General features: G+C 47.4%; 22 protein-coding genes. 12 read left to right on the top strand and 10 right to left on the bottom strand.

All coding sequences use genetic code 11. The annotated features are described in order from the left end of the window. Nucleotides 1-6 precede the first annotated feature (6 nt). The 6 genes from AC6H3C_RS03010 (at nucleotide 7) to AC6H3C_RS02985 (ending at nucleotide 7055) form a co-directional block, all read left to right on the top strand. A complete protein-coding gene (locus tag AC6H3C_RS03010; RefSeq protein WP_497519155.1) occupies nucleotides 7-558 on the top strand; it encodes a hemerythrin domain-containing protein in 552 nt (183 codons plus the stop codon). A 53-nt stretch (nucleotides 559-611) separates the two neighbouring features. Next, a complete protein-coding gene (locus AC6H3C_RS03005) occupies nucleotides 612-2852 on the top strand; it encodes a nitric-oxide reductase large subunit (RefSeq protein WP_497519154.1) in 2241 nt (746 codons plus the stop codon). Nucleotides 2853-2960: 108 nt separating this feature from the next. After that, nucleotides 2961-3668: an aspartate/glutamate racemase family protein gene (locus AC6H3C_RS03000; protein ID WP_497519152.1), complete on the top strand. Its 708-nt coding sequence runs from the start codon at nucleotides 2961-2963 to the stop codon at nucleotides 3666-3668. 149 nt (nucleotides 3669-3817) lie between these two features. Next, nucleotides 3818-4570, top strand: a complete 753-nt coding sequence (locus tag AC6H3C_RS02995; RefSeq protein WP_497519151.1) for a carboxypeptidase-like regulatory domain-containing protein — start codon at nucleotides 3818-3820, stop codon at nucleotides 4568-4570. Between the two features lie 128 nt (nucleotides 4571-4698). Next, the gene (gene kbl, locus AC6H3C_RS02990; RefSeq protein ID WP_497519149.1) at nucleotides 4699-5886 is read left to right on the top strand and encodes a glycine C-acetyltransferase; all 1188 of its coding nucleotides are present in this window, start codon (nucleotides 4699-4701) and stop codon (nucleotides 5884-5886) included. A gap of 155 nt (nucleotides 5887-6041) precedes the next feature. Continuing rightward, the gene (locus AC6H3C_RS02985; RefSeq protein WP_497519148.1) at nucleotides 6042-7055 is read left to right on the top strand and encodes a branched-chain amino acid aminotransferase; all 1014 of its coding nucleotides are present in this window, start codon (nucleotides 6042-6044) and stop codon (nucleotides 7053-7055) included. Nucleotides 7056-7185: 130 nt separating this feature from the next. Here the strand turns inward: AC6H3C_RS02985 and AC6H3C_RS02980 are convergent, their stop codons facing one another. The 4 genes from AC6H3C_RS02980 to AC6H3C_RS02965 all read right to left on the bottom strand — a co-directional run bounded on the left by AC6H3C_RS02980 (nucleotide 7186) and on the right by AC6H3C_RS02965 (nucleotide 10320). Further along, complete coding sequence (locus AC6H3C_RS02980; RefSeq protein ID WP_497519147.1) at nucleotides 7186-8166, bottom strand: isoaspartyl peptidase/L-asparaginase family protein; 981 nt, start codon at nucleotides 8164-8166, stop codon at nucleotides 7186-7188. Between the two features lie 24 nt (nucleotides 8167-8190). Next, complete coding sequence (locus AC6H3C_RS02975; RefSeq protein WP_497519145.1) at nucleotides 8191-8580, bottom strand: GIN domain-containing protein; 390 nt, start codon at nucleotides 8578-8580, stop codon at nucleotides 8191-8193. 72 nt (nucleotides 8581-8652) lie between these two features. Continuing rightward, nucleotides 8653-9369 (bottom strand): head GIN domain-containing protein, encoded by a 717-nt coding sequence (locus tag AC6H3C_RS02970; RefSeq protein ID WP_497519143.1) that lies wholly within the window; start codon nucleotides 9367-9369, stop codon nucleotides 8653-8655. 174 nt (nucleotides 9370-9543) lie between these two features. After that, a complete protein-coding gene (locus AC6H3C_RS02965; RefSeq protein ID WP_497519142.1) occupies nucleotides 9544-10320 on the bottom strand; it encodes a type III pantothenate kinase in 777 nt (258 codons plus the stop codon). Between the two features lie 206 nt (nucleotides 10321-10526). Between AC6H3C_RS02965 and AC6H3C_RS02960 the strand changes: the two genes are divergently transcribed. Then, entirely contained in the window at nucleotides 10527-11039 is a 513-nt protein-coding gene (locus tag AC6H3C_RS02960; protein WP_497519140.1) for a response regulator, read from the top strand. Here the strand turns inward: AC6H3C_RS02960 and AC6H3C_RS02955 are convergent. From AC6H3C_RS02955 to AC6H3C_RS02945, 3 genes are all read right to left on the bottom strand, one after another. Next, nucleotides 11036-12781, bottom strand: a complete 1746-nt coding sequence (locus AC6H3C_RS02955) for a S41 family peptidase (protein ID WP_497519139.1) — start codon at nucleotides 12779-12781, stop codon at nucleotides 11036-11038. The two genes, AC6H3C_RS02960 and AC6H3C_RS02955, sit on opposite strands and share 4 nt — an antisense overlap. Before the next feature lie 149 nt (nucleotides 12782-12930). Further along, nucleotides 12931-13449: a DNA-3-methyladenine glycosylase gene (locus AC6H3C_RS02950; protein ID WP_497519138.1), complete on the bottom strand. Its 519-nt coding sequence runs from the start codon at nucleotides 13447-13449 to the stop codon at nucleotides 12931-12933. Between the two features lie 32 nt (nucleotides 13450-13481). Further along, nucleotides 13482-14096, bottom strand: a complete 615-nt coding sequence (locus AC6H3C_RS02945; RefSeq protein ID WP_497519137.1) for a PhnA domain-containing protein — start codon at nucleotides 14094-14096, stop codon at nucleotides 13482-13484. Nucleotides 14097-14234: 138 nt separating this feature from the next. Between AC6H3C_RS02945 and AC6H3C_RS02940 the strand changes: the two genes are divergently transcribed. Further along, nucleotides 14235-14972 (top strand): lysophospholipid acyltransferase family protein, encoded by a 738-nt coding sequence (locus tag AC6H3C_RS02940; protein WP_497519136.1) that lies wholly within the window; start codon nucleotides 14235-14237, stop codon nucleotides 14970-14972. A 72-nt stretch (nucleotides 14973-15044) separates the two neighbouring features. Here the strand turns inward: AC6H3C_RS02940 and AC6H3C_RS02935 are convergent, their stop codons facing one another. The 3 genes from AC6H3C_RS02935 to AC6H3C_RS02925 all read right to left on the bottom strand — a co-directional run bounded on the left by AC6H3C_RS02935 (nucleotide 15045) and on the right by AC6H3C_RS02925 (nucleotide 18522). Then, entirely contained in the window at nucleotides 15045-16532 is a 1488-nt protein-coding gene (locus AC6H3C_RS02935) for a glycoside 3-dehydrogenase (protein WP_497519135.1), read from the bottom strand. A gap of 82 nt (nucleotides 16533-16614) precedes the next feature. Next, entirely contained in the window at nucleotides 16615-16896 is a 282-nt protein-coding gene (gene ppnP / locus AC6H3C_RS02930; RefSeq protein WP_497519134.1) for a pyrimidine/purine nucleoside phosphorylase, read from the bottom strand. A 132-nt stretch (nucleotides 16897-17028) separates the two neighbouring features. Continuing rightward, nucleotides 17029-18522 carry a glycoside 3-dehydrogenase gene (locus AC6H3C_RS02925; protein ID WP_497519133.1) on the bottom strand — a complete coding sequence of 498 codons (1494 nt, stop codon included), beginning with the start codon at nucleotides 18520-18522 and terminating at the stop codon, nucleotides 17029-17031. 346 nt (nucleotides 18523-18868) lie between these two features. Here AC6H3C_RS02925 and AC6H3C_RS02920 point away from each other — a divergent pair, with 346 nt between their 5' ends. From AC6H3C_RS02920 to AC6H3C_RS02905, 4 genes are all read left to right on the top strand, one after another. Further along, nucleotides 18869-19402, top strand: coding sequence for a peroxiredoxin (locus tag AC6H3C_RS02920; protein WP_497519132.1), 534 nt, complete (start codon nucleotides 18869-18871; stop codon nucleotides 19400-19402). A gap of 1125 nt (nucleotides 19403-20527) precedes the next feature. Then, a complete protein-coding gene (locus tag AC6H3C_RS02915; protein WP_497519131.1) occupies nucleotides 20528-21223 on the top strand; it encodes a DNA-binding domain-containing protein in 696 nt (231 codons plus the stop codon). A 240-nt stretch (nucleotides 21224-21463) separates the two neighbouring features. Then, nucleotides 21464-22192 carry a tail fiber domain-containing protein gene (locus AC6H3C_RS02910; RefSeq protein WP_497519130.1) on the top strand — a complete coding sequence of 243 codons (729 nt, stop codon included), beginning with the start codon at nucleotides 21464-21466 and terminating at the stop codon, nucleotides 22190-22192. A 71-nt stretch (nucleotides 22193-22263) separates the two neighbouring features. Further along, nucleotides 22264-22707, top strand: a complete 444-nt coding sequence (locus AC6H3C_RS02905; protein ID WP_497519128.1) for a T9SS type A sorting domain-containing protein — start codon at nucleotides 22264-22266, stop codon at nucleotides 22705-22707. Nucleotides 22708-22725: the final 18 nt, after the last annotated feature.

Raw genomic sequence — 22725 nt, 5'->3', positions numbered from 1 at the left:
TCTGTTATGCAAACAGCAACAAAAAACCTGGAAAACGATCACGAGCATATTCTCCGCTTAACTTCGGTGATGGAGGCGATGATTCAAAAAGGAAGCGTAAATACCGATCATTTTGATCAGGTTGTTGGCCTGATCCGGAATTTTGCCGATGGTTTTCATCATGCAAAAGAAGAAGACCTGCTGTTCCCGCTGATGGGCGAGAAAGGGTTTTCGCCCGGCCAGGGCCCGGTAGCGGTGATGTTGCACGAACATGTTCAGGGCAGAAATTATGTAAGCGGCATGGTTGAAGCGATCGCCCGTCTGCGCGGAGGCGATAAAAGCGCTTTGAGTGACATCTATTCCAACATGCAGGCTTATGCCTCGCTGCTTCAGCATCACATTTCAAAAGAAAACAACATCCTGTTCCGGATGGCCGACCAGGCTTTCAGCCCGGAAGAACAACAGCTTTTGCTGGAAAAATTTGCCGAAGTGGAAAACCGGGTTCAAGCCGGATACAATTACGAAAATTCGATTGTCCGCATTAATCAGCTGGCATCGGTTTATCTGCCCGCCATTTAAACAATCAGAAATAAGGCAAGAAACAACTAATCATTAATTAAATACATAAATCTATGTCGACAAAAAAACTTTGGTTTGGATTTATTGCTGTGATGGTGATTTCGTTCGCCGTACTGCTCTATTACGGACGGGAAATATACCGGCAGGCGCCGCCGGTTCCCGACAAGGTGGTTACCACTGACGGTACGGTACTCTTTACCGGTCAGGATATCAAAGACGGCCAGAATGTCTGGCAATCGTTAGGCGGACACCAGTTAGGCACCATCTGGGGCCACGGAGCTTACCAGGCTCCCGACTGGACAGCAGATTGGCTTCACCGGGAAGCCGTTTTTATGCTTGACCACCTGGCCACCGAAAACTACGGAGCCTTGTACGATCAGCTTTCGGAAGAACAGAAAGCATCGCTTCGCGTGACCTTACAACGGGACATGCGCACCAACACTTACGATTCCCGGAAAGATGTGATTGAGGTTTCGCCGCTAAGGGCAAAAGCCATTGCGAACAACAGTCTGCACTATGGCGGGCTGTTTACCAACGATCCGGAGCTGGCGCACCTGCGCGATGCATACAGTGTTCCTGAAAATTCGCTTAAAGATCCGGAGCGGGTACGCTTGCTGAACGCTTTTTTCTTCTGGGCATCGTGGGCCTGCATCACCGAGCGTCCCGGGCAGGACATTACTTACACGAACAACTGGCCGGCCGATGAACTGATCGGCAACAAGCCGACCGGGGCCATGCTGCTCTGGACCGGCTTCAGCGTTATTCTTCTATTAGCCGGTATCGGGCTCATGGTTTGGTATTACGCGTCGATGCGTAAGGAAGAAGAATTGGCACCCTTGACAACTTCTCCGGTCGACAGTTCGAAACAAACGCCTTCGCAACGGGCAACCCTCAAGTATTTCTGGATTGTTACCCTGCTGATCCTGGTCCAGGTTGTGATGGGGGTGATTACCGCCCATTATGGGGTGGAAGGACAGGCTTTCTACGGGATTCCGCTGGCAGACTGGCTACCCTACTCCATTTCGCGCACCTGGCACGTTCAACTGGCTATTTTCTGGATTGCCACTTCCTGGTTGGCCACCGGCCTGTACTATGCCCCGGCCATATCGGGCCACGAACCGAAATTCCAGCGGCTGGGAGTAAACGTGCTTTTCGGAGCATTGCTGGTAATTGTGGTTGGCTCGTTAGCCGGACAGTGGATGGGTGTGATGCAGAAATTAGGCCTCATCAATAACTTCTGGTTCGGACACCAGGGGTACGAGTATGTTGATCTGGGCCGCTTCTGGCAGATTTTCCTGCTGACAGGACTTTTCATCTGGCTCTTCTTAATGGGACGCGCTATTTGGCCAGCCCTGGTAAAACGGTCAGACAGCCGCCACTTGCTCATCCTGTTCCTGATTGCCTGCATTGCAATCGCGGTATTCTATGCCGCCGGTCTGATGTGGGGCCGTCAAACCAACCTGGCCATTGCCGAATACTGGCGCTGGTGGGTGGTTCATCTTTGGGTTGAAGGCTTCTTCGAAGTATTTGCCGTGGTGGTGATGGCATTCCTCTTTGTAAGAATGCAGCTGGTACAGGTAAGCACCGCTACCATTGCCGTGCTGTTTACCACCATCATCTTTTTATCGGGCGGTATCCTGGGAACCTTTCACCATCTGTATTTTACCGGTACGCCCACAGCTGTTATGGCCATCGGGGCCACCTTCAGCGCGTTAGAGGTGGTGCCCCTGGTTCTGATGGGCTACGAAGCCTATGATAACCTCAAAATATCGCGCAGCTCCAAATGGATCAAAGCCTATAAATGGCCGATTTACAGCTTTATCGCGGTCGCATTCTGGAACCTGGTAGGCGCCGGCATTTTCGGGTTCCTGATTAATCCTCCCATCGCCCTCTATTACATGCAAGGTTTAAACACGACCCCGGTACACGGACATACCGCTCTCTTTGGCGTGTACGGAATGCTGGGCATCGGGTTGATGCTTTTTGTACTGCGCGACATGGACACCACCGCCATCTGGAAAGAAACCTGGATCAAATTCGCATTCTGGATGATTAACATCGGGTTGTTGGCAATGGTACTGATTAGTGTATTGCCAGTGGGCCTTGCCCAAACCGTAGCCAGCGTGCAGGAAGGGTTGTGGTATGCGCGATCGGCCGAATTCCTGCAACAGGATTATATCTCGGTATTCAAATGGTTACGCGTCATTGGCGACACCATGTTTGGACTGGGTACCGTGGCCCTGGTGTGGTTTGTTTTTGGACTGAAAGGCGGCTGGAGCCTCGAGAAAAAATAATTTCCCTGATTCCGGGAGCACCCGGCATATTCAATAAAAATCAAAGATCGTTCGTTCTGTAAAACAGAAAGTCCGATCTTTGATCGTGTTTAATCAATCCCTGTAAAAATGAAAAAAATTGGTATCCTTGGCGGCCTGGGGCCCGAAGCAACCGTTGATTATTATAAAGAAATCATCTCGGTATTTAATAGCAGAAATGCCGGGGGAATTTTAAGTTATCCCGAAATGGTGATTTACAGCGTAAATATGTCGGTGTTTATTGGCTTTTTGGAGAAACGCGACTATCAGAAAGCCGCTGAATACCTCGCGAACTGTATTAATCAGCTGGAAAATGCCGGCGCCGAATTCGCGGCCATTAGCGCCAATACACCTCATTTGCTGTTTAATGAAATCCGGGAGCTGGTCAACCTGCCCTTAATCAGCATTGTGGAGGCATGTAAAAACGAGGCCCGGAAACAGGGGCTTAAGCGGTGCGGTTTATTGGGTACAAAATTTACCATGAACGCCAGTTTCTATAGCGCCAGTTTTAAAGAAGCCGGGATCGATGTGTTTAGTCCCGGTCGCGAAGAAATTGAAGAGATCAACCGGAAACTTTTTACCGAACTGGAGTTGGGTATTTTCAAAGAAGAAACAAAAAACGAATTGCTGAAGATCGTCGGCAACATGATTGACCGGCACGGAATTGACTCCATTATTCTCGGCTGCACCGAATTCCCGCTCCTGTTTAAGGACGGGCGTTACCTGGGCATTCCTTTCTTAAACACGTCGCGCATCCATGTTGATGCGATGGTGAAATATTGCACCTCCGGAGATTAGCCTCCCTTGGCATCATTGCCGCCAAACGGAGCTCAAACAAAATACAAGGAGCACAAAAGGCTGTTTTATTTATTAAACATTGTTAAAAGGACTGATGCGTTGATTCCTGCAACGAAAATATCAATGCGAATTAGCTATTTTTGGTGCGAATGAAACAACTGATTTACATATTCACCATCCTTTTAACCGGACTGACCGGCTTGGCCCAGAACCGGCATGATGACCTGATTGACCCGGTTTTGCTTCATCTTAAAGGGAAACTGATCAGCAAGGACGACGGCTCACCTGTTCCCTATGCCCACGTGGTGAACATGCGTACCCATGGCGGCACCACAACCAATGTGATGGGGCATTTCTCGATGGAAGTACTGAATGTTGACAGCCTGGCCATCTCGGCCGTGGGTTTTGTCACCGAATATATCCACATTCCGCACTTTCATAAAGAAGACAGTTTGCTGGTTATTGGTTTGCGGCCCATCCGGTATGCCATTGGCGAGGTGAAAGTAACAGGCGAAGCCAATAAGGTCAATATGGATGGGATATCAACCGGAAAGCCGGTTAATATTGATCCCGAGCTTCGGGGAGATGCCTACAATACGAAACCACCCTGGTATGCCGCCGTATTTTCTCCCGCTTCGTTCCTGCAATATCACCTCAGCAAACGCGAAAAACAAAAGCGGGAAGCCCGCGCCGCCATCATTACCGACCAGCAATGGGAATACCTGTCCCAATTTTACAATAAGAAGATGGTGATGACACTCACCGGCCTGAACGAGATGGAAGCCGACAGTTTTATGATTTATTTCAACGCAAAATCGGTTTTAACGCCTCACTCCCGGGAATATGATGTGCGCGCAGCCATTATTACCCAGTTCAACCTGTATCAAAAAGAAAAAAAATAGCTTTCCCAAAAATCCGGAACAGCGAGGATTTATCCTCAGCAAGCTTTTTCTGATTCTGCTATTTATCACTTTTTATCCGTTAAGGAATAGCTTATTTTGTGTAAGAAGAACTTAAAATTCATGGCATCATGTACGGAAAAATCAAACAAGATCTGTTAAACACTCTGGAAGAGCTGAAAACACAGGGGCTTTATAAAAACGAACGCATCATTACTTCATCCCAAAGTTCGACCATAAAAGTTGGCTCAGGTGACGAGGTACTGAATTTTTGTGCCAACAATTACCTCGGACTGGCCAATCATCCGGAGGTGGTAAAAGCAGCACAGACCATTATGAATGAATGGGGATTCGGCTTGTCGTCGGTCCGTTTTATCTGCGGAACTCAGGCTATTCACAAAGAACTGGAAAAAAAGACTTCCGAATTTTTAGGAACTGAAGACACCATTTTATACTGCGCCTGTTTTGATGCCAACGGCGGCGTATTCGAACCCTTGCTGGGCGAAGATTCGGCCCTGATTTCCGATGAACTGAACCATGCCTCCATCATCGACGGGGTCCGCCTTTGCAAGGCTCAGCGCTTCCGGTACAAACATTCCGACATGCGCGAACTGGAACAATGCCTGCAAGAGGCCCAATCGGCCAAATACCGGCTTGTTGTTACCGACGGCGTTTTTTCGATGGACGGCGATCTGGCCAGGCTGCCGGAAATTGTTGAACTCTGCGAAAAATACGATGCCCTGGTCATGGTCGACGATTCGCATGCCTCCGGCTATATTGGCCCTACGGGCCGGGGCACTGCCGAACACTTTGGCCTATTGGGGAAAATCGATATCATCACCACTACCTTTGGCAAAGCCCTGGGCGGCGGAAACGGCGGATGCACCTCGGGCCGGAAAGAAATTATAGAGATGCTCCGCCAGCGTTCGCGTCCCTATCTGTTCTCCAACACACTGGCGCCGGCAACCGTTGGAGCCACCCTGAAAGTACTGGAAATGCTGTCATCGTCGTCGGAACTGCAAAACCGTACCATGAAGAATGCCAATTATTTCAGAAGTAAAATGGAAACAGCCGGCTTCGACCTGGTGAAAGGGGAAACAGCTATTGTGCCAGTAATGCTTTACGACGCTCCCCTGGCCGTGAAATTCGCCGACAAACTGCTCAGGGAAGGCATTTACGTTATTGGCTTTGTTTACCCGGTTGTGCCCAAAGGGAAGGCCCGTATCCGTGTGCAGTTATCGGCCGCCCATACCGAAGCGCAAATTGACAAAGCCGTCAATGCGTTTATTAAAGTTGGCCGCGAGTTGAGTGTTATTTAAAAACTGTCGGCAGTTGTGAAGCTCGCATACCTTTGCATTGAATTGCCCTGCTGAAAAATAATTTTCAACAGAAATCAGGCTTTAGCTTTTCATACTCAGGCTTTTTTTCGTTAATTTGAGTCACTTAAAAAACTGGCAGAAAACATATTTTTATTATGGAAAATCTGGATTGGAAAAATATCGGTTTTGGTTACCGGAAAACCGAATATAACGTACGCAGTTACTATAAAAATGGCGAATGGAGCCCACTGGAAGTATCAGATTCTGAGTACATCAACCTGCACATGGCGGCCACCTGCCTGCATTACGGACAGGAAGCCTTTGAAGGGCTGAAAGCATTTATGGGAAAAGACGGCAAAGTCCGTATTTTCCGTATGACTGACAATGCCCGCCGGATGCAAAGCTCAAGCGATGGTATTTTGATGGCTCACGTACCGGTTGAGTTATTTACCGAAGCGGTAACGCTGGCGGTAAAAAAGAACCTGGATTTCGTCCCGCCTTACGGGTCGGGAGCATCTTTGTACATTCGTCCGTTGCTGATTGGTTCCAGCCCCGAGATTGGGGTAAAAGCTGCTTCGGAATACCTCTTTATGGTTTTTGTGATGCCGGTAGGTCCGTATTTTCCTGAAGGATTTAAACCAACCGATCTGGTTATTATGCGCCAGTATGATCGCGCCGCCCCTCAGGGAACAGGGAAATATAAGGTCGGCGGAAACTATGCTGCCAGTCTGGTGGCCGGTAAAAAAGCCAAAGCAGGCGGTTACTCGGCAGTTCTGTACCTGGATTCGCGAGAGAGAAAATACATCGATGAATGTGGCCCTGCCAATTTCTTCGCAATTAAACATGATACCTATATCACCCCGATGTCTGATTCCATTCTGCCCTCCATCACCAACATGAGCCTAATGCAACTGGCTGAAGACCTGGGATTGAAAGTAGAACGCAGAAAAGTTCCGGTGGAAGAATTAGCTGATTTTGAGGAAGTCGGAGCCTGCGGGACGGCAGCCGTTATTTCGCCCATCAAACGGATTTATGATGCCGACCTGGATAAGGAATACCTGTACGGGACTGAACCCGGTAAGTGGTCGACAAAACTTTACGATAAGCTTCGGGCCATCCAAAACGGCGATGAACCCGATCAATACGGATGGGTTCATATTGTGGAGTAACCAGACTCAGATCCTAATAATAAAGTCCAATGAACAAATATATTCATTGGACTTTATCTTTTTGCACTGATTGACAGTTAAAAGTCAAAACGGCTCCAAACAATAGGCTACTGTTCCCATTTTTAGCAGGTTATTTGAAAATTGCCATTTCTTTCTCTCCGGTTGATTTGAGGTAACCGCGGAACATCCCGGAGGTATTAAATTCCATCGCCATATTTCCGTATCGATCCAGACCAATCACCCCGCCGGTTCCTCCCAATCGGGTCAACTTGGCAATTTCTTCCCGGCAAGCATCTTTTACGGAGAGGTTTTTATATTCCATCAAAGCCGAAATATCGCGTGCAAAGCCAAGACGGATGTAGTATTCGCCATGTCCGGTACACGAGAACGCGCCGGTTTCATTGTTGGCATAAGTTCCGGCGCCAATAACCGGCGAATCGCCTACCCGCCCGTACCGCTTGTTGGTCATTCCCCCGGTTGAGGTTCCGGCGGCCAGATTCCCGTATACATCAAGCGCAACACAACCAACAGTGCCATGTTTGTCGTTGATGCCGGTTTCCCTCTCCTGTTTCAGAATCTCCTGAAGCGATTGCCAGCGTTTTTCGGTGTGGAAATAACTGTTTTCAACGGTCTCAAACCCCTGGTCTTTGGCAAACTGTGATGCGCCGGATCCGGTAAGCATCACGTGTTCTGATCGTTCCATAACAGCACGGGCCAGGGTAATCGGATTTTTGATATCCCGCACACCAGCCACGGCGCCAGCCTTCAGCGAATCGCCGTCCATCACCGATGCATCCAGTTCAACGATACCCTCATGTGTAAAAACAGCTCCTTTGCCGGCATTAAAAAGCGGAGAATTCTCCAAAACAACAATTGTTTTCTCGACGGCATCCAGGCAAGTGCCCCCTCCCGCCAAAACCGAATCGCCCACCTGAAGAGCCCGGTTTAAAACAGACAGGTAGGCCTGCTGAATTTCGGGGCCCATCTTTTCTTTATCCATCACACCGGCGCCACCATGAACGACCAATACATGTTGCTTTACCGGTTGGGCGCAAAGGCCGGTTGTAAAAAAAACAGCTGCAAAAAAAATCAGTCGGAGTATAAAAATCATTTTTCTTTAAATCTGACCTTGTTATCAAAACTGTTTGACGTGCCCGCCGCTGGATTCGTCAATACTTTTCCTGACAGGTTTTCCTTTATAGATAATATCTGCCCCGCTGGAAGCACGAGCCGAAATGGTTCCGGTAGCATGAACAACCGCATCGGACCCGCTGGATGAATTCACCTCACAACTTTCGGCAAGTAAGTCGCCACACTTGATGTCACTCCCGCTGGATGACTCGGCAATCAGGACTTTTGTTTTTCCTGACAATTCAGCGTCCGATCCGCTGCTGGTCCGCACATGAACTGACTGAGCATCGATCTCCTTCAAGCAAATACCCGATCCGCTGCTGACGTCAAGCTTCAGTTCCTGAAGATTAAACGCGTTTGTTGAATAGATGTCTGACCCGGCGGATGCCTTCAATTCAGTTAACTTAAAAATTCTGTTTTCTGTAAGTAAAATTTCTGTGTCGTATAAACGACTGCTTTGTTTCTGTTATCTGTTTACAATGTTTCCGCCCGAAGAAGTATTGACCGTCACCCGTTCCGGGGCCCCGAAATAATAGATATGACCGCCGCTGGAAGCTTCGCCGCTAAACTCCCGGTTAACACGGATCCAAATATGGGCGCCACTGGAAACATCGGCCACAGATTCTTCGCAAACCAGGTCTTCAGCTTTCATGTGCGAACCGGATGAAGCTTTGAGATCGCTCTTTTTTGATTTTCCGGAAAGATGAACCTGAGCGCCGGAGGAACTTCGTCCAACAAGCTTCTCGCAGTTAAGCCCGATGTATTGCTGACTACCCGAGGAAGCGCTCAGCTCAAACTGACCGGCAACGATCTCAGACTGACTGCGCACCACCGAACCGGAACTTGATTTCACCCCTTCGAGCGACGAGAAATGAACATAGACCTTTTTCGACTTCGACCACCTGATCGGCTGATTCGTGTATATTTCAAGCACTGTGCCTTTCAGTTGTGTATCAATTATCTGAAGTAAATTTTCGTCTGCCTCAACCACCACCTGGTCCATGCTGTCCTGAATAAGAAAAACGTCCAGCCCGGTTGACGCTTTTATACTTTTAAAACCGGTCAGATTACGGGTTTCTTTCACGACATGCCCGTTGCCTTTCACCGACGGGCCTATGAAAATACAGGAACCAAAGGAAGAACTAATTGCGAAAAAGATGAGCAGCGATACCAATCGTTTCATAACTACTGTTTTTTTGAATGATGACATCATCCGGGTGATTTCAATACGCAAGTTAAGACCCGGGTTCACCAAAATCAGCTCAAATTCGTTAAACGGAAGTATCTAGCCGGTAAACGGTGAAAAACGATCACTGTAATTGATGAGATCAATGCCGGGGACAAGGTTCTCTTTGTATCAGAGCTTATTGTTTTGAACTGTTTCTCCAATAATCCGCAGGCCATCAAGCGTCAAATTTTCCTCCACAATTTTGATAACAGTCATTTGCCTCGCAAATAAGCCCGATAAGCCACCGGTAGCTACAACCACGAGTTTTTGCTTTAACTCTTCTTCCGTCTTTTCAATCATCCGGTCAACCAGGCCGCTGTACCCGATCACCACACCCGACTGAATGGCGTGAACCGTGTTTTTTCCTAACACCGAAGGCGGGTTTGTTAATTGGACATGAGGTAACTGGGCCGTATTTCCGGCCAGGGCCTTGATGGCGGTACGCAAGCCCGGAGCAATGGCCACGCCAAGTATTTCGCCGGCCGCCGAAAGCGTTGTAAAGGTCAGGGCCGTGCCAAAATCAACAATCATACAGGGTAGTTCGAAGCGGGTAAACGCCGCAACCGCATTGGCAACCAAATCGGTGCCGATTTGGTAAGGATTCAGAATTTTTACAGGCAAACGGTCGTAAATATCCGGGGAAACCAGGAGGGGTTTCAGGTTTAACAAACTGGTAATCATCCATTCAAACTCACGGTTCATTGATGGAACCACACTGCTTAACACCACCTTGGAAATATCGGTCAGGCATACATCCCCGCTGGTAAACAACGAACGGAAAATGACTTCGTACTCATCCGCCGTCTTCTGCGTATCGGTCTGGATACGCCAGACATTTCGCCACCGGTCATTCTCGTACGTTCCAAAAACAATGTTTGTATTTCCGATATCAATAGCTAACAGCATGATTCTTTTCTTTTATAGAAACAAAATAAAAGAAAACTATTGAAGGAATGAATCAATCTTTAAAGAAAAGATGATGAGTTTTCGTTACAGTTTTTATTAATTTCTTTGTTAAAGAAATATTTTATTCGATTTTTCGTTACTTTTAACAATCATTTCTAAATTTTCGCTGACGAATTAGAATAGTTAAAACCCATATTTTCACACTTATGAACAATAATAAGAATCCCTTAATATTTGTTGTCGAAGACAATCATGTATACAGTCGCCTGATTGTCAGTTTTTTAAAGACAAACAAATATACAAATGTTGAAGTATTCTCGACAGGCGAAGAAGCTGTCAAAGCGATGCCTCGTCAGCCAATGGTAGTTATTCAGGATTATTTGCTGGAGGGAATGAATGGGATTGAGGTGTTGAAAAAAACAAAAACAGTGGCTCCCAAAGCAGAATTTATTTTTTTATCGGGCCAGGATAATATTGATGTCGCCATCAATACAATCAAGTACGGTGCCTTCGACTACATTGTGAAGGATCAGATGGCCTTAAAAAAGCTGGTTACAAAAATCAACAAGATCCAGACGTTCCATAACATGGAAGTATCTCAAAAACGCTTCAAAACCGGCGTTGTTCTGTTCTTCGTTGTTCTGATCTTATTTATTATTGCCCTGGCAACCGTGGCCATCATCTACCCGCAATATTTTGGTCTGTCAATCAAAGGTTAATTTTGAAACATCATAAAATCAGAAACCCGGCCTTCCAGGTCGGGTTTCTTTGTATCATGATTCAGCGAAATAATCTTTCCAGGTGTAAAAACGGATGAAAACGAAGACGGCTTAGCTAAAATTTCCCGGGCTTTTTCAATTCCCCGGTCGGTTTTAATCGACGAACGGATGGCCCCTTTCTGATAGTAATAGCGTGACACAATTTCATCTGTCAGCATTTCTTTCAGTTCTTCCTTAAACTGGTCCATATCTTTATCCAGTTCGTGTCCAATCCGGGTTCTCAGTTCTTCAAACTGCGTTTCGGCCACCTCGTAGTATCGTTCCTCTTTGGCGGTTTCAAGCAACTCTTTTAACTTACGCTCGGTTTCCGACTCGTAGGTAAAATTCTTTCCTTTCACGAAGGTCTTGAATTCATTGAAAATCTCATCCGTAATGTCAAAATCCTCCGGGCTTGGGATGGACTCGTGGGTATTGGCATATTGTGTGGCAAAATCGAAATACATGAAATCGCGTATCAAATAGGCGCTCAGGGCGCTCATGCGGTCCAGATCAATTGGCAAGTCGGGAACAATGCCTCCTCCGTCGTATACCTTCCTGCCTTTTTTGGTCGAAAATTCAGAGATCAGCGAATCGGGGACCACGCCAACGCTGCCGTCTTCATTCCGGTTCGAATAATCCAAAGCCTGGATACAGCGCCCGCTGGGAATGTAATATTTGGCCGTTGTTACTTTCAACTTGGCGTTGTAACTCAACTCCCGGGTGGTTTGCACCAGTCCTTTGCCAAAGGTCCGCGTTCCGATAATGACCGCGCGATCGAGGTCCTGCAATGCGCCGGCCACAATCTCCGAGGCCGACGCCGATCCCCGGTTAACCAATACCGCGATGGGCATGAGCGTATCAACCGGGTTTTCGGTGGCCTTGTAAACTTTGTCCCATTGTTTCACTTTACCCTTTGTGCTGACCACCTCTTCGCCTTTGGGAACAAAAATATTGACAATTTTTACCGCTTCCATCAGCAAGCCTCCCGGGTTTGAGCGTAAATCCAGAATCAGGGATTGGGCTCCGTGTTGTTGTTTCAGCTCTTTATAAATCTTTTTGACCTCATCGCCGCAATTCACCGTAAAATTTGAAAGACGGATATAGCCGGTTTTTTCATCCAACATGCCATAATAGGGCACCGCATCAATCTGTATTTTTTCGCGCACGATATTCACGTCGAAGGTCTTTTTCTCACCCGGACGCTGAACTTTTACCTTAACAACCTGATTGGCCGGTCCTTTCAATAAGTTGCTCACATCTTCGGTTGACATCTTTTCGGTTGATTTCCCCGCCACTTCCAACAGGATATCGCCGGCACGTAAACCGGATTTCTGTGCCGGAAACCCCTCGTAAGGCTCAGCAATAATCACCTGATCCCCGTGTTTACTGATCAGGGCGCCAATGCCTGCATATTCGCCGGTTGTCATAAAACGAAAATCTTCCATATCAGACTCCGGAATATAGTTGGTATAGGGGTCCAGCGATTCCAGCATTTTGTCGATGCTGGTTTTTACCAAATCCGTAGAATTAATTTCGTCGACATAAAAGAGATTCAGCTCTCTGAAAAGCGTATAATAAATATCGAGGTTCTTATCAATCTGAAAAAGTTTCTCATCGCGGTTAAACCCGGTAAATACCAGCACGGCTGCCAATAACACGACTCCCACGATCCCAATTTTCTTTTTTCTGTTTAATTTCATCATTTGCTCTTTTTAGACAATCAACAAAAATAATAAAGCTTTGATTAAAAGTAGTCGCTGTTTTGAAGTAATTGGTTAATTAATCTTAATTGTCAGCTTCAACGAAACCGGATGGTTCTGTTTGGGGCGAGCGCTGAATGCCGTAGATGTCGCTAAATAAAGAAGCGCCATTCCTTGCTGACCCAGGGTTCGCCGGCATAGTGGATGCCGATTCGCGGCGATACGCGAACGCCCGCGACCGGTCCGGCATCTTCCAGCCAAAGCCGATCGGATGTTTCGGTGTTTTCGCCGTAAAACGACCGGTCCAACTGCAATTCGCGTCCCAGCTTCCCGGGACCATTAAAGCCTTCCAGTCCGCGGATCAGTACGGCCGACGGGTTATTCTCTTTTTCGGTCACGAAATTCAGCATCCAGTACATGCCGTAAATCAGGTAAACATAGATCAGCCCACCAGCCTGAAACATGACCTCGGTGCGTTGGGTTCGCCCTTTGCTCGAATGGCAAGCCAGGTCGTCGTGCCCGCAATAAGCTTCGGTTTCGTTAATCCGGTATCGCCTGATCTCTCCGTCGGCAAATTTACGGGCCAGCATCTTACCCACCAACTCGTGTGCAACACGCACCGTGTCGCGCTGAAAAAATTCGGCCTTAAGGCGTGTGTCTGGTGTTATCATGCCACGAAGATACCGATTTTAAGAATGAATGGTTAACTTGACTTTTTGACGTATTGCGTGAGGATCACAAGTTGTTGCCCGTTCACTTTGCCTTCAATCTGCCCGGAATGATCGGCTACCAGACTGATGTTACGGACTGCCGTTCCGCGTTTAGCCGTAAAGCCGCCACCTTTCACGTTCAGGTCTTTAATCAGCACCACGGTGTCGCCGGCCTGTAAAACAGACCCGTTGCTATCCATGTGTTTTCCTGCTTCCGGTTGGTCGCCGCCATCAGCCTTTGCCCAGGCCAGCATCTCATCATCCAGGTAAAGCAGATCCAGCAGGTCTTGCGGCCAGCCTTCGCCTTTCAGCCGGTTCAGTACACGCCAGGCCAATACCTGCACTGCTGCCACGGTGCTCCACATGCTGTCGTTAAGGCAACGCCAATGATTGACATCCATTGTTTCCGGATTGCTGATTTGCGTGTGGCAGACGGTACAAAGCATCACACATTTATCGCTGTTATTTTCGGTAACAGGAGGCAAGGCGTAAACGGTCAGTCCGTTGGCCGAACCGCAAAGCTCACATATCGATCCGCTGCGGGCCCTTAAGGCTTTTTCAATACTCATCTTGTTTGTTATTATGGTTCCGTCTTGGGTTTCACCCATTTCGGAATATTTTTAAAGGGCGGCAAAGTTAACCGATAATTTGAATAATAAAAGAATCGAAAACAAATGTCCGCACCGGTTGGAAGCTGCCGTTTCCCTTATTTTTTGTTCTTTTGCGTATAATTTAAAACGAAAGGCATGAAGAGCGTATTGGCTTACCTGTTGACTCCGGTTTATCTGTTTTTATTCGGCTTGTTCCTGTTGGTATTTCACCCCGTCCAGGTGGTTTGCCGTTTAGTGGGCGGGTATCAACTCCGGAAAAAATCGGTAGACGTCTTGAATTTTCTGTTGCTTTACAGCCTGGTTGTCATCGGGGCGCGTATCCGTTTTCGCGGATTTGACCAACTCCCGCAAGGCCGCCCCCTCCTGATTGTTTCCAATCACCAAAGCACCTTCGACATTCCGCCCATTGTGTGGGGATTTCGGAAACATCACCCCAAATTTGTCTCTAAAAAGGAATTGGGAAAAGGAATTCCGAGTATCTCGTATAATTTGCGGCACGGCGGCTCTGCCCTGATCGACCGGAAAAACGGGCGACAATCGATTGTTGAGATATCCAGGTTAGGAAAACACATTGAACAGGAAGGTTATTCGGCCAGTATTTTCCCGGAAGGAACGCGCAGTAAAACCGGGAAAGTAAAAAGTTTTCAGCATGCCGGAATTGCTTCGCTTTTGCGTTCGGCCCCATCGGCCTTAATCGTTCCTTTTGTGATTGACGGCAACAGCCAACTGACGAACAAAGGATACTACCCGCTCAGCTTCGGTGTCCGGTTAACTTACACGGCTTTGCCGGCTATTGATCCGGCAGGCCGCGATATCAAAGAGTTAACCGAGGAAATCGAACAAAAAATTAAACGGCAGCTCGGTCAAATATAGCCTCACACTTCAAAAAACCATTCTTATATTCTAATATTCTAACATTCTAATCTTCAGAACCTGTTGGTTCATTTAAATCTGTTCCCAACCCTGCCGGTAGTTGTGGCGGATCCATTCCTCGGCCATTTGCTGAGCCGGCAAGGTCGCGTAAGTTTTGTTGAAACGCGGATCGCCGTTCACCACTACAAAATCATCTTTTGTCAGTACTTTTAGCTGATCGGTACTGCTGATATTGGTAAAGCGCATGTTCGGACCATCCCAGGTTAATTTACGTTGCAGGCTTTGCAGGCGCACGGCCAGCACACCCATCACCACCATTTCGTTTAATGGCCCTGCATAATTAAAGCTGGATGAAGCCTCAACCCGGTTTTGCGGGGTTTCTTTGCAGGCCCTGATCCAGTCCTGCTCGTGTCCGCCCTCCATCGCATTGGCAATACGCCGGATGGATTTGACAGGCTGCTCAAAATGAGCCATCTCTTTGGTTGGCAACAGGCTTGGATTTTTTGCGTAGGTGCCGCACATGATCTTTCCTTTTGTGCCGTAAAAAATGCAGCCCCCGTCGTCGTCGCCCATTTGTTCGCCGGGCAGCAACTCATCGGGCCGGACAGGCATCAGCCCGCCGTCGTACCAATTCACCGTAACCGGGGGCATGGCTACTTTGGGTAAGTTATCGCGTGCCGGAAACTCGTACACCACCATCTCGGCGTTGGGGGCCGATTCGGTATTTACGGGGGTCGAACTTGCCTGCACCGAAGCGGGATATTCCAATTTCAGCGCCTTAAAAACCGGATCGAGAATATGGCAGGCCATATCGCCTAATGCCCCGGTACCGAAATCCCACCACCCGCGCCAATTCCACGGCGTATAAATCTCGTTGTACGGACGGTATTTTGCCGGCCCGATAAACAGGTCCCAATCGAGTGTGCGGGGAATACGCATCTCTTTTTTCGGACGTTCCAGTCCCTGTGGCCAGATGGGGCGGTTTGTCCAGGCATCGACCCGGGTAATTTCGCCAATCTTTCCGGCCCAGATCCATTCGCAAATCTGCCGGATCCCTTCGCCCGAGTTGCCCTGATTTCCCATTTGGGTGGCCACACCGTAGCGCCGGGCCGTTTCGGCCAGCACCCGCGATTCGTAAACCGTGTGGGTTAATGGCTTTTGCAGGTACACATGAATGCCTTTCCGCATGGCCATCAATGCCGGTAAAGCATGGGTGTGATCGGGTGTAGCAATCATCACCGCATCAATGTTCTTTTGCTTATCGAAAAGTTCACGAAAGTCTTTATACTGAGCAGCCAGCGGCCACTCCCGAAAGGAGTTTCGTCCGGCATAGGCTTCATCGACATCGCACAGGGCAACGATGTTTTCGGTGTCCATGTTTTTCAGGTTACGGTAACCCATACCGCCAACACCAATACCGGCAATGTTCAGCTTATCGCTGGGCGGACGATGTCCCAGTCCGGCAATTACATGGCTGGGAAGGATGGTTATTCCGGCCATCATACCGGCGGTGGCTTGAATAAACTTTCTGCGACTGGGTGTTGGCTGTTCCGGTTTCATAGGGTTGTTTTAGGAAAAACGCCTGACAATTTAATAAGAAATGCTGATTATAAAAAAACAGACAAATTAAAACGTCAATTTCTCAGAGGTATAAACAATAGTAAGCGACTTGTCCGTTTGCTTTTACTTTGAAACGGACATCCTTTTCAACGCGGAAGGTTTCGTCTTTAACAAAGGTTTTCCAGTTTGTTTCGCCGGGAAGTAAAACGTCGAGCACACCGCTGGTTACCGTCATCAGCTCAATGGATGAGGTGCCAAATTCGTATTCGCCGCTTTCCATCACGCCAACAGTAGCGACTCCTTCTGCATTTTCAAGGGCAACCGATTTGACTGTTCCCCCGAAATATTCATTCACTTTCAACATAAAACGTTTTTTAGGGTTTATCTCAAAAAAACAAAAATAACGGAATTATGCGGGCTTGGTTCGGCAACAATAAAAAAACGGGATAAGAAATAATCCGATCCCGTTTTATATTGATGTTTAACAAATTCAAGATTAAGCCGGCATATCGGGCAGGCTCCACGGTGCACGGTAAGTGTGCTTGATCAGTTCAGCCGCAAACTCTTTGGCCGGAACCGGATCGGTCCAGGTTTTGTCGAATGTCGGGTGGCCGTCGTGAATTTTGAAACCGTCTTTGATTACCGTTTTGATGGTTTCGTCATCTTTCAGGTTCGTGAATTCCATTTTTTCACCATTCCACTCCAGTTCTTTGTTCAGGCCTTGCAAACGTACGGCGAGTACGCCCATCACCACCATTTCGTTGAATGGCCCGGCTTCGCTGAAGTCTGATGCCGTCGGAACGCGGTTTTCGGCGCTTTCTTTACATGCCCGTACCCAATCCATTTCGTGGCTGGTTTCAACGCGGCGACGGAATTTCGGAGCGCTGGGTTTACGACCCGACAACAGCCAGGGATTTACACCGTAGCAACCGCAGATCAGTTTGTCTTTCGTTCCGTGGAAAATCACGCCACCACCGGCATCATTTGGATTTTTGCCGGCAGGCCATCCCTCGGGAAGCATTTGTTTGATTCCGCCGTCGTACCAATAAACTTCAACTTCGGGAAGTTTAATTTTCATTTTCTTCTTCGGTGTCCGCTGCGGGAAGGTCAGTTTAACCGACTGGGCCGTAGGAGCGCAATCCTGCAACAATAAGGTTGAATTCCCTTGTGCTTTGGTCGGATAACCCAATTCGAGCCCGATGAATACCGGGTGCAGGATGTGGCAAGCCATATCGCCCAGGGCGCCGGTACCATAATCCCACCAACCGCGCCAGTTCCACGGATGATATACTTCGTTGAACGGACGCATTTTTGCCGGACCAACAAATAAATCCCAATCCAGTGTTTCAGGAACCCAATGCCCTACTTCAGGGGTATTTAAGCCTTGCGGCCAGATCGGACGGTCGGTGAAAGCTTCCACTTTGGTAATTTCGCCAATTTCGCCGTTGGTAATCCATTCTGTCGTCAGGTTAACGCCTTCGCCCGAAGAACCCTGGTTACCCATCGATGTGGCTACTTTGTATTTGGCAGCCAGCTTGGTCAATAAGCGTGACTCGTACACCGAGTGTGTCAATGGTTTTTGCAGGTAAACATGTTTGCCCATCGTCATGGCATGAGCCGCAGTAATGGCATGGGTATGGTCGGCTGTTGCAATCACAACTCCGTCGATCGATTTACCCAGTTTATCATACATTTCCCGCCAGTCTTTAAACTTCTCGGCTTTCGGGAAATAGTCAAACACCCGTTTGGCATATTTCCAGTCGACATCACAAAGACCAATGATGTTTTGTGATTCCAGATTTTTCAGGTTGGCAAAACCCATTCCGCCGACACCAATACCAACGATGTTTAGTTTGTCACTCGGGGCTTTGTGGCCAAGCCCGGCAATTACATGGCTCGGAAGGATGGTAATCCCGGCAGCCGCGGCTGCAGTAGTTCCCAAAAATGACCTTCTGGAAACCTGACTTGTCTCATTTGACTTATTCTTCATAGTTTAAAAAAAATTGAAATTGATTTAGGTATTTTGTTGATGACAGATTGTTTAACATCTTTCAAAAACCACATAAAGATAAAATTATCCGTCCGATATGCCAAACTGTTTTCATCCATTCCTCGGACCAAGGGCTTAAATGTTTTTATAAATGCCTCGTCTTAAATCTCTTTTACATCTCAAATTTTCTGTCGGCTGTTATAGTTTTTGTCTATTCCGAATAAAAATAATCAATTTGACGGGCATACGGGGCAATGTTATCTTTGCCTGCAAATCTTATTTAATCTAAATAAGCTCGTTGATTCAAAAAAAACAATCAAAAATTCTAACGTTTAAATTACTTACAATGAAGACAATTGGAGATAAATTCCCCGAATTCAAAAAAACGGCTGTTGTGTCGGTGGAAGCCGGAAAAGAGTTTGACACCCTGACCAAAGAGAAGACACTTGGAAAATGGAATGTAATTTTCTGGTGGCCAAAAGATTTTACCTTTGTTTGCCCCACCGAAATTACCGGATTTAACGAGCACTACGACGAGTTTGCCAAGCTGGATGCCAATCTGATCGGCGCTTCGACCGACTCTGAGTTTGTTCACCTGGCCTGGCGTAACGCCCATGCCGGTTTAAAACAACTGAGATTCCCGATGCTGGCTGATACATCCAAATCGCTGGCTGAAGATCTGGGTATTTTGGAAGCTGAAGAAAAAATTGCTTACCGCGCTACTTTTATTGTCGATCCCGAGGGTGTCATCCGCTGGGTTTCGGTAAACGACCTGGCCATCGGACGTAATGTCCCTGAGGTGTTACGTGTTTTGGAAGCCTTAAAAACCGGCAAACTGACTCCCTGTGACTGGTCACCGGGTCAGGCAACATTATCATAAGCTTTGATAAGAGATTAAAAAGAAGCCGTCTCAAACTTTGCATTGGGACGGCTTTAATTTTTCAGGCCATTCTACCGAAAAGAGAAAGTCGCAGTGTCCGGTGTTCAGTACCAGTACCAGTGGTCAGTAACAGTATTCAGTCGCGGTTCTACTCAGGTACTTTTTAGTTTCAAGTTCCAAATTCCAAGTTCCTGCCCCAAGCCCCGTGTCCCGTGCTCCACGCTGCACTGACCACTGATTACCGATCACTCTTCCCCGATTGTCCTCCCACCCCGGCGGAGTGAAATATGGGTAGCCCGGGGTAATCCGGCAACTGCCGGAGACACCCGGGGAGCAGGCAGGAAGATATTTAAACACGAAGGCAGCAGGACACGAATTATAGATTACCAATCAAGGATTGACGATTAACGAAGGATCGGAAACCGGAGACAAGAGAAAGTCGCATTTACTTTGGCACTTTGGCACCCAGGCACTTTTTTAACGCAGAGAACGCCATGAAGCTCAAAGTTCCGCAGAGAACAAGCTGCAAACTCCAAATTTCAAGTTCCAAGTTTCATGCTGTCCAAGCCCCAATGACCAATGACTAATGACCAATGACTAATGACCAATGACTAATGACCAATGACTAATGACCAATGACTAATGACCAATGACTAATGACCAATGACTAATGACCAATGACCAAACAAATCCTCAGTTGGACACTGATTACTGATTACCGAATTCTGATCACCGATCACCGATCACTTCTTTTCACTTTTTTTCGCCCGTATTATTTTGTTCACCAAAATTGAAATGTTCGTTTTTTGCAACGAAAGTATACTTTTTGGGGGTGTTTTTGAATCACTGTCTTTGACGAACAAAATCCAAATTTTCTTGAACAAAATATTTCTGTTTAACAACACATCGAGGGGGGGGTACTTCTGTCTGAATCAGTGAATTAACCCATGAAGCCGGTTTAATCGATTCGATCTTTATTATTCCGACCTGTTAATTAACCTTAGTCCAAACGGCAACCCTGCCCGGCGGACAGCCCTGTTTTTCGTGTTCCGGGTTATTTTACATCAGCTTTTGCCCGGCGCATGTTTGCGAGATAACCGTTTTCAGATAAAAAAACCAATGATTATGCCATTAAACTATGCTCTGTTTGAAAACCACCTGACCACCGACCCGACCGACTACATGGCGGTGGTGCAAAACCTGCAAAGTAAAACGCAGGACGATGTGATTAACCTGATGATCAGCCGCGGTTCAACGGTAACCAAGGCCGAGGCCCTGGCTATGTTTGAAGAATATGCCCTGGCCTTTGAACAATTAGTGAAAAACGGCTTTGCCGTGAACACGCCCCTGTTTAACCTTTCGCTGTCGGTGAAAGGCGTATTTACCCGCGAGGATGAAAGTTTTAACCCTTCGGTCCACTCGGTAAAGATCAATGTAAGTCCCGGAATCCGCCTGAAAGAGATGGTTGCCGGGGTGAATGTTACCCGTGTGCAGGGCGCCAGCCCGAAACCCGATCCGCTTTACCTCGACGACCTGGGCAGCGGGACCCGTAACGAGACGCTTACCCCCGGCAACATTGCCCAGCTGAAAGGCAGCCGCCTGAAGTTCGACCCGGCCGATGCCACCCAGGGCATTTTCCTGGTTGCGCCCAATGGCAGCGAAACCCGCGTGGCCACCGTTTCGCGCAACAAACCGGCCCAAGTCGATTTCCTGGTGCCGGCCTTAGCGGCGGGAACGTACCGGCTCGAAGTGCGGACAATTCTTTACAACACCAAAAACCTGCGCAAAGGCAGCCTGCCCGACGAGTTAACAATCGTTTGAGAGAGCCTTTTACATGCACCGTGCAAGCCTTCTGCATGATCTGTGCAAAGCCTTTGCACGATCGGTGTAAGCCCTTTGCACGGTCCTTGCAAGCCTTTTCCATACCCCGCGGAAGCCTTTTCCACGGTGTATGGAAGGTAAGGGCAGGAAAATATAAAAACAAGTACCCGCTTGTCAGATCGGCAAGTGGGTGCAGTAAATAAATAAACAAAAATTAGTTCAACTAAAATCAAATTAATTATGAAAAAAATTGTTTTTACAACTTTACAGTGTTTGTTTTTCATCAATGTTTTTTCTCAAATTCAGGTCATTACCGATGGCTCTTTGAAAGTAAACACGAACGCAATCCTGCACATGACTGATGTCGGCACCCAAGGAGGAGCTATTAATTTCGATTTCAACCCCAATGTAACGACTAAAGGGTTCCTGCTGGAACAAAACCTGAGTGAAAGTTCCGGCTTCTATTGTGACGGGGATTATGCCGTTATATACAGCCCCGGTGACTACAACCGACTTCTCAGGGTTTACGATGAAGACGGAATGATCGAAAAATGGTACATAGACGGAAGTGGTAATGCATTTACTACCAGCGATGAAAGGGCAAAAGAAAATATTGTTAACTTGAATAGTTGCCTGACCAAACTAACCGGCTTAAGTGCGAAGTCATACAATTACAAGATAAACGCCCAGGAGTTGACCCGCAATGAGGGTGAAAACAAGTTCAACCCATCTCAACAGCAGTATTACGGGTTTCTGGCACAGGATGTTGAAAAAGTATTTCCCAGCGTGGTTGCCGAAGATGAAAAAGGAAACAAATTTATCAGTTACACCCAGTTAATTCCTGTAATCGTGGAAGGAATGAAAGAACAGCAGGAGCTTATTGACCGCCAGCAGTCTGAAATTGACCAGTTGAAAGCCCAATTAACAGAACTGGCCGACAAAGTAAAATCCTTGCTTCCAGGCAATTAAACAAAATTTTGTCTCGGGAAATCTGAAGCTTTACTTTATCAGCATATTATCACAACCGAAACAACTTTATTATGAACCGATTAATACTTTTTCTCATATTGCTGGGCATAACACTACTGGCTAATACTGCCGGGACAATTGCTCAAAACAGGATTCGCTTCAAATACGACCTGAGCGGGAACCGGGAATACCGTGAAGTAATTGTATTGCAATCAAAAAGCGCCGCCATTGCCTCACAAAACCAGGAAGAAGATGTCCTTGAATCCAAGCTTGGCAACCAGGAAATCCGCATTTACCCCAACCCAACACAAGGGCTTTTACGCATTGACATGCCCGGAATAAGCGGAATAGAGCCAACACTGGGGGTTTATGATTCCCAAGGCAGATTGCTCATCAGTAAACAAGTTAGGGAAACCGGCAACCAGTTGGACCTTTCTTCTTATCCTTCAGGGATGTATATCTTGCTTATCCGTACAACGGACGAAAAAAGAGAGTGGAAGATTATTAAAGAATAACACCAACCTAAAAAGTTT

The sequence above is a fragment of the Gaoshiqia sp. US2 genome, from assembly GCF_059705485.1.
This window is presented reverse-complemented; position numbering and strand designations above follow the sequence as displayed.

Coding starts and splice junctions, on each gene's coding strand:
- AC6H3C_RS02935 (WP_497519135.1), bottom strand. CDS start 16,532: ATGAAACCGGAACAGCCAACACCCAGTCGCAGAAAGTTTATTCAAGCC.
- AC6H3C_RS02915 (WP_497519131.1), top strand. CDS start 20,528: ATGCCATTAAACTATGCTCTGTTTGAAAACCACCTGACCACCGACCCG.
- AC6H3C_RS02950 (WP_497519138.1), bottom strand. CDS start 13,449: ATGATAACACCAGACACACGCCTTAAGGCCGAATTTTTTCAGCGCGAC.
- AC6H3C_RS02905 (WP_497519128.1), top strand. CDS start 22,264: ATGAACCGATTAATACTTTTTCTCATATTGCTGGGCATAACACTACTG.
- AC6H3C_RS02970 (WP_497519143.1), bottom strand. CDS start 9,369: ATGAAACGATTGGTATCGCTGCTCATCTTTTTCGCAATTAGTTCTTCC.
- AC6H3C_RS03005 (WP_497519154.1), top strand. CDS start 612: ATGTCGACAAAAAAACTTTGGTTTGGATTTATTGCTGTGATGGTGATT.
- AC6H3C_RS03010 (WP_497519155.1), top strand. CDS start 7: ATGCAAACAGCAACAAAAAACCTGGAAAACGATCACGAGCATATTCTC.
- AC6H3C_RS02920 (WP_497519132.1), top strand. CDS start 18,869: ATGAAGACAATTGGAGATAAATTCCCCGAATTCAAAAAAACGGCTGTT.
- AC6H3C_RS02940 (WP_497519136.1), top strand. CDS start 14,235: ATGAAGAGCGTATTGGCTTACCTGTTGACTCCGGTTTATCTGTTTTTA.
- AC6H3C_RS02945 (WP_497519137.1), bottom strand. CDS start 14,096: ATGGGTGAAACCCAAGACGGAACCATAATAACAAACAAGATGAGTATT.
- AC6H3C_RS02965 (WP_497519142.1), bottom strand. CDS start 10,320: ATGCTGTTAGCTATTGATATCGGAAATACAAACATTGTTTTTGGAACG.
- AC6H3C_RS02960 (WP_497519140.1), top strand. CDS start 10,527: ATGAACAATAATAAGAATCCCTTAATATTTGTTGTCGAAGACAATCAT.
- AC6H3C_RS02980 (WP_497519147.1), bottom strand. CDS start 8,166: ATGATTTTTATACTCCGACTGATTTTTTTTGCAGCTGTTTTTTTTACA.
- AC6H3C_RS02985 (WP_497519148.1), top strand. CDS start 6,042: ATGGAAAATCTGGATTGGAAAAATATCGGTTTTGGTTACCGGAAAACC.
- AC6H3C_RS02955 (WP_497519139.1), bottom strand. CDS start 12,781: ATGATGAAATTAAACAGAAAAAAGAAAATTGGGATCGTGGGAGTCGTG.
- AC6H3C_RS02910 (WP_497519130.1), top strand. CDS start 21,464: ATGAAAAAAATTGTTTTTACAACTTTACAGTGTTTGTTTTTCATCAAT.
- kbl (WP_497519149.1), top strand. CDS start 4,699: ATGTACGGAAAAATCAAACAAGATCTGTTAAACACTCTGGAAGAGCTG.
- ppnP (WP_497519134.1), bottom strand. CDS start 16,896: ATGTTGAAAGTGAATGAATATTTCGGGGGAACAGTCAAATCGGTTGCC.
- AC6H3C_RS02995 (WP_497519151.1), top strand. CDS start 3,818: ATGAAACAACTGATTTACATATTCACCATCCTTTTAACCGGACTGACC.
- AC6H3C_RS02925 (WP_497519133.1), bottom strand. CDS start 18,522: ATGAAGAATAAGTCAAATGAGACAAGTCAGGTTTCCAGAAGGTCATTT.
- AC6H3C_RS03000 (WP_497519152.1), top strand. CDS start 2,961: ATGAAAAAAATTGGTATCCTTGGCGGCCTGGGGCCCGAAGCAACCGTT.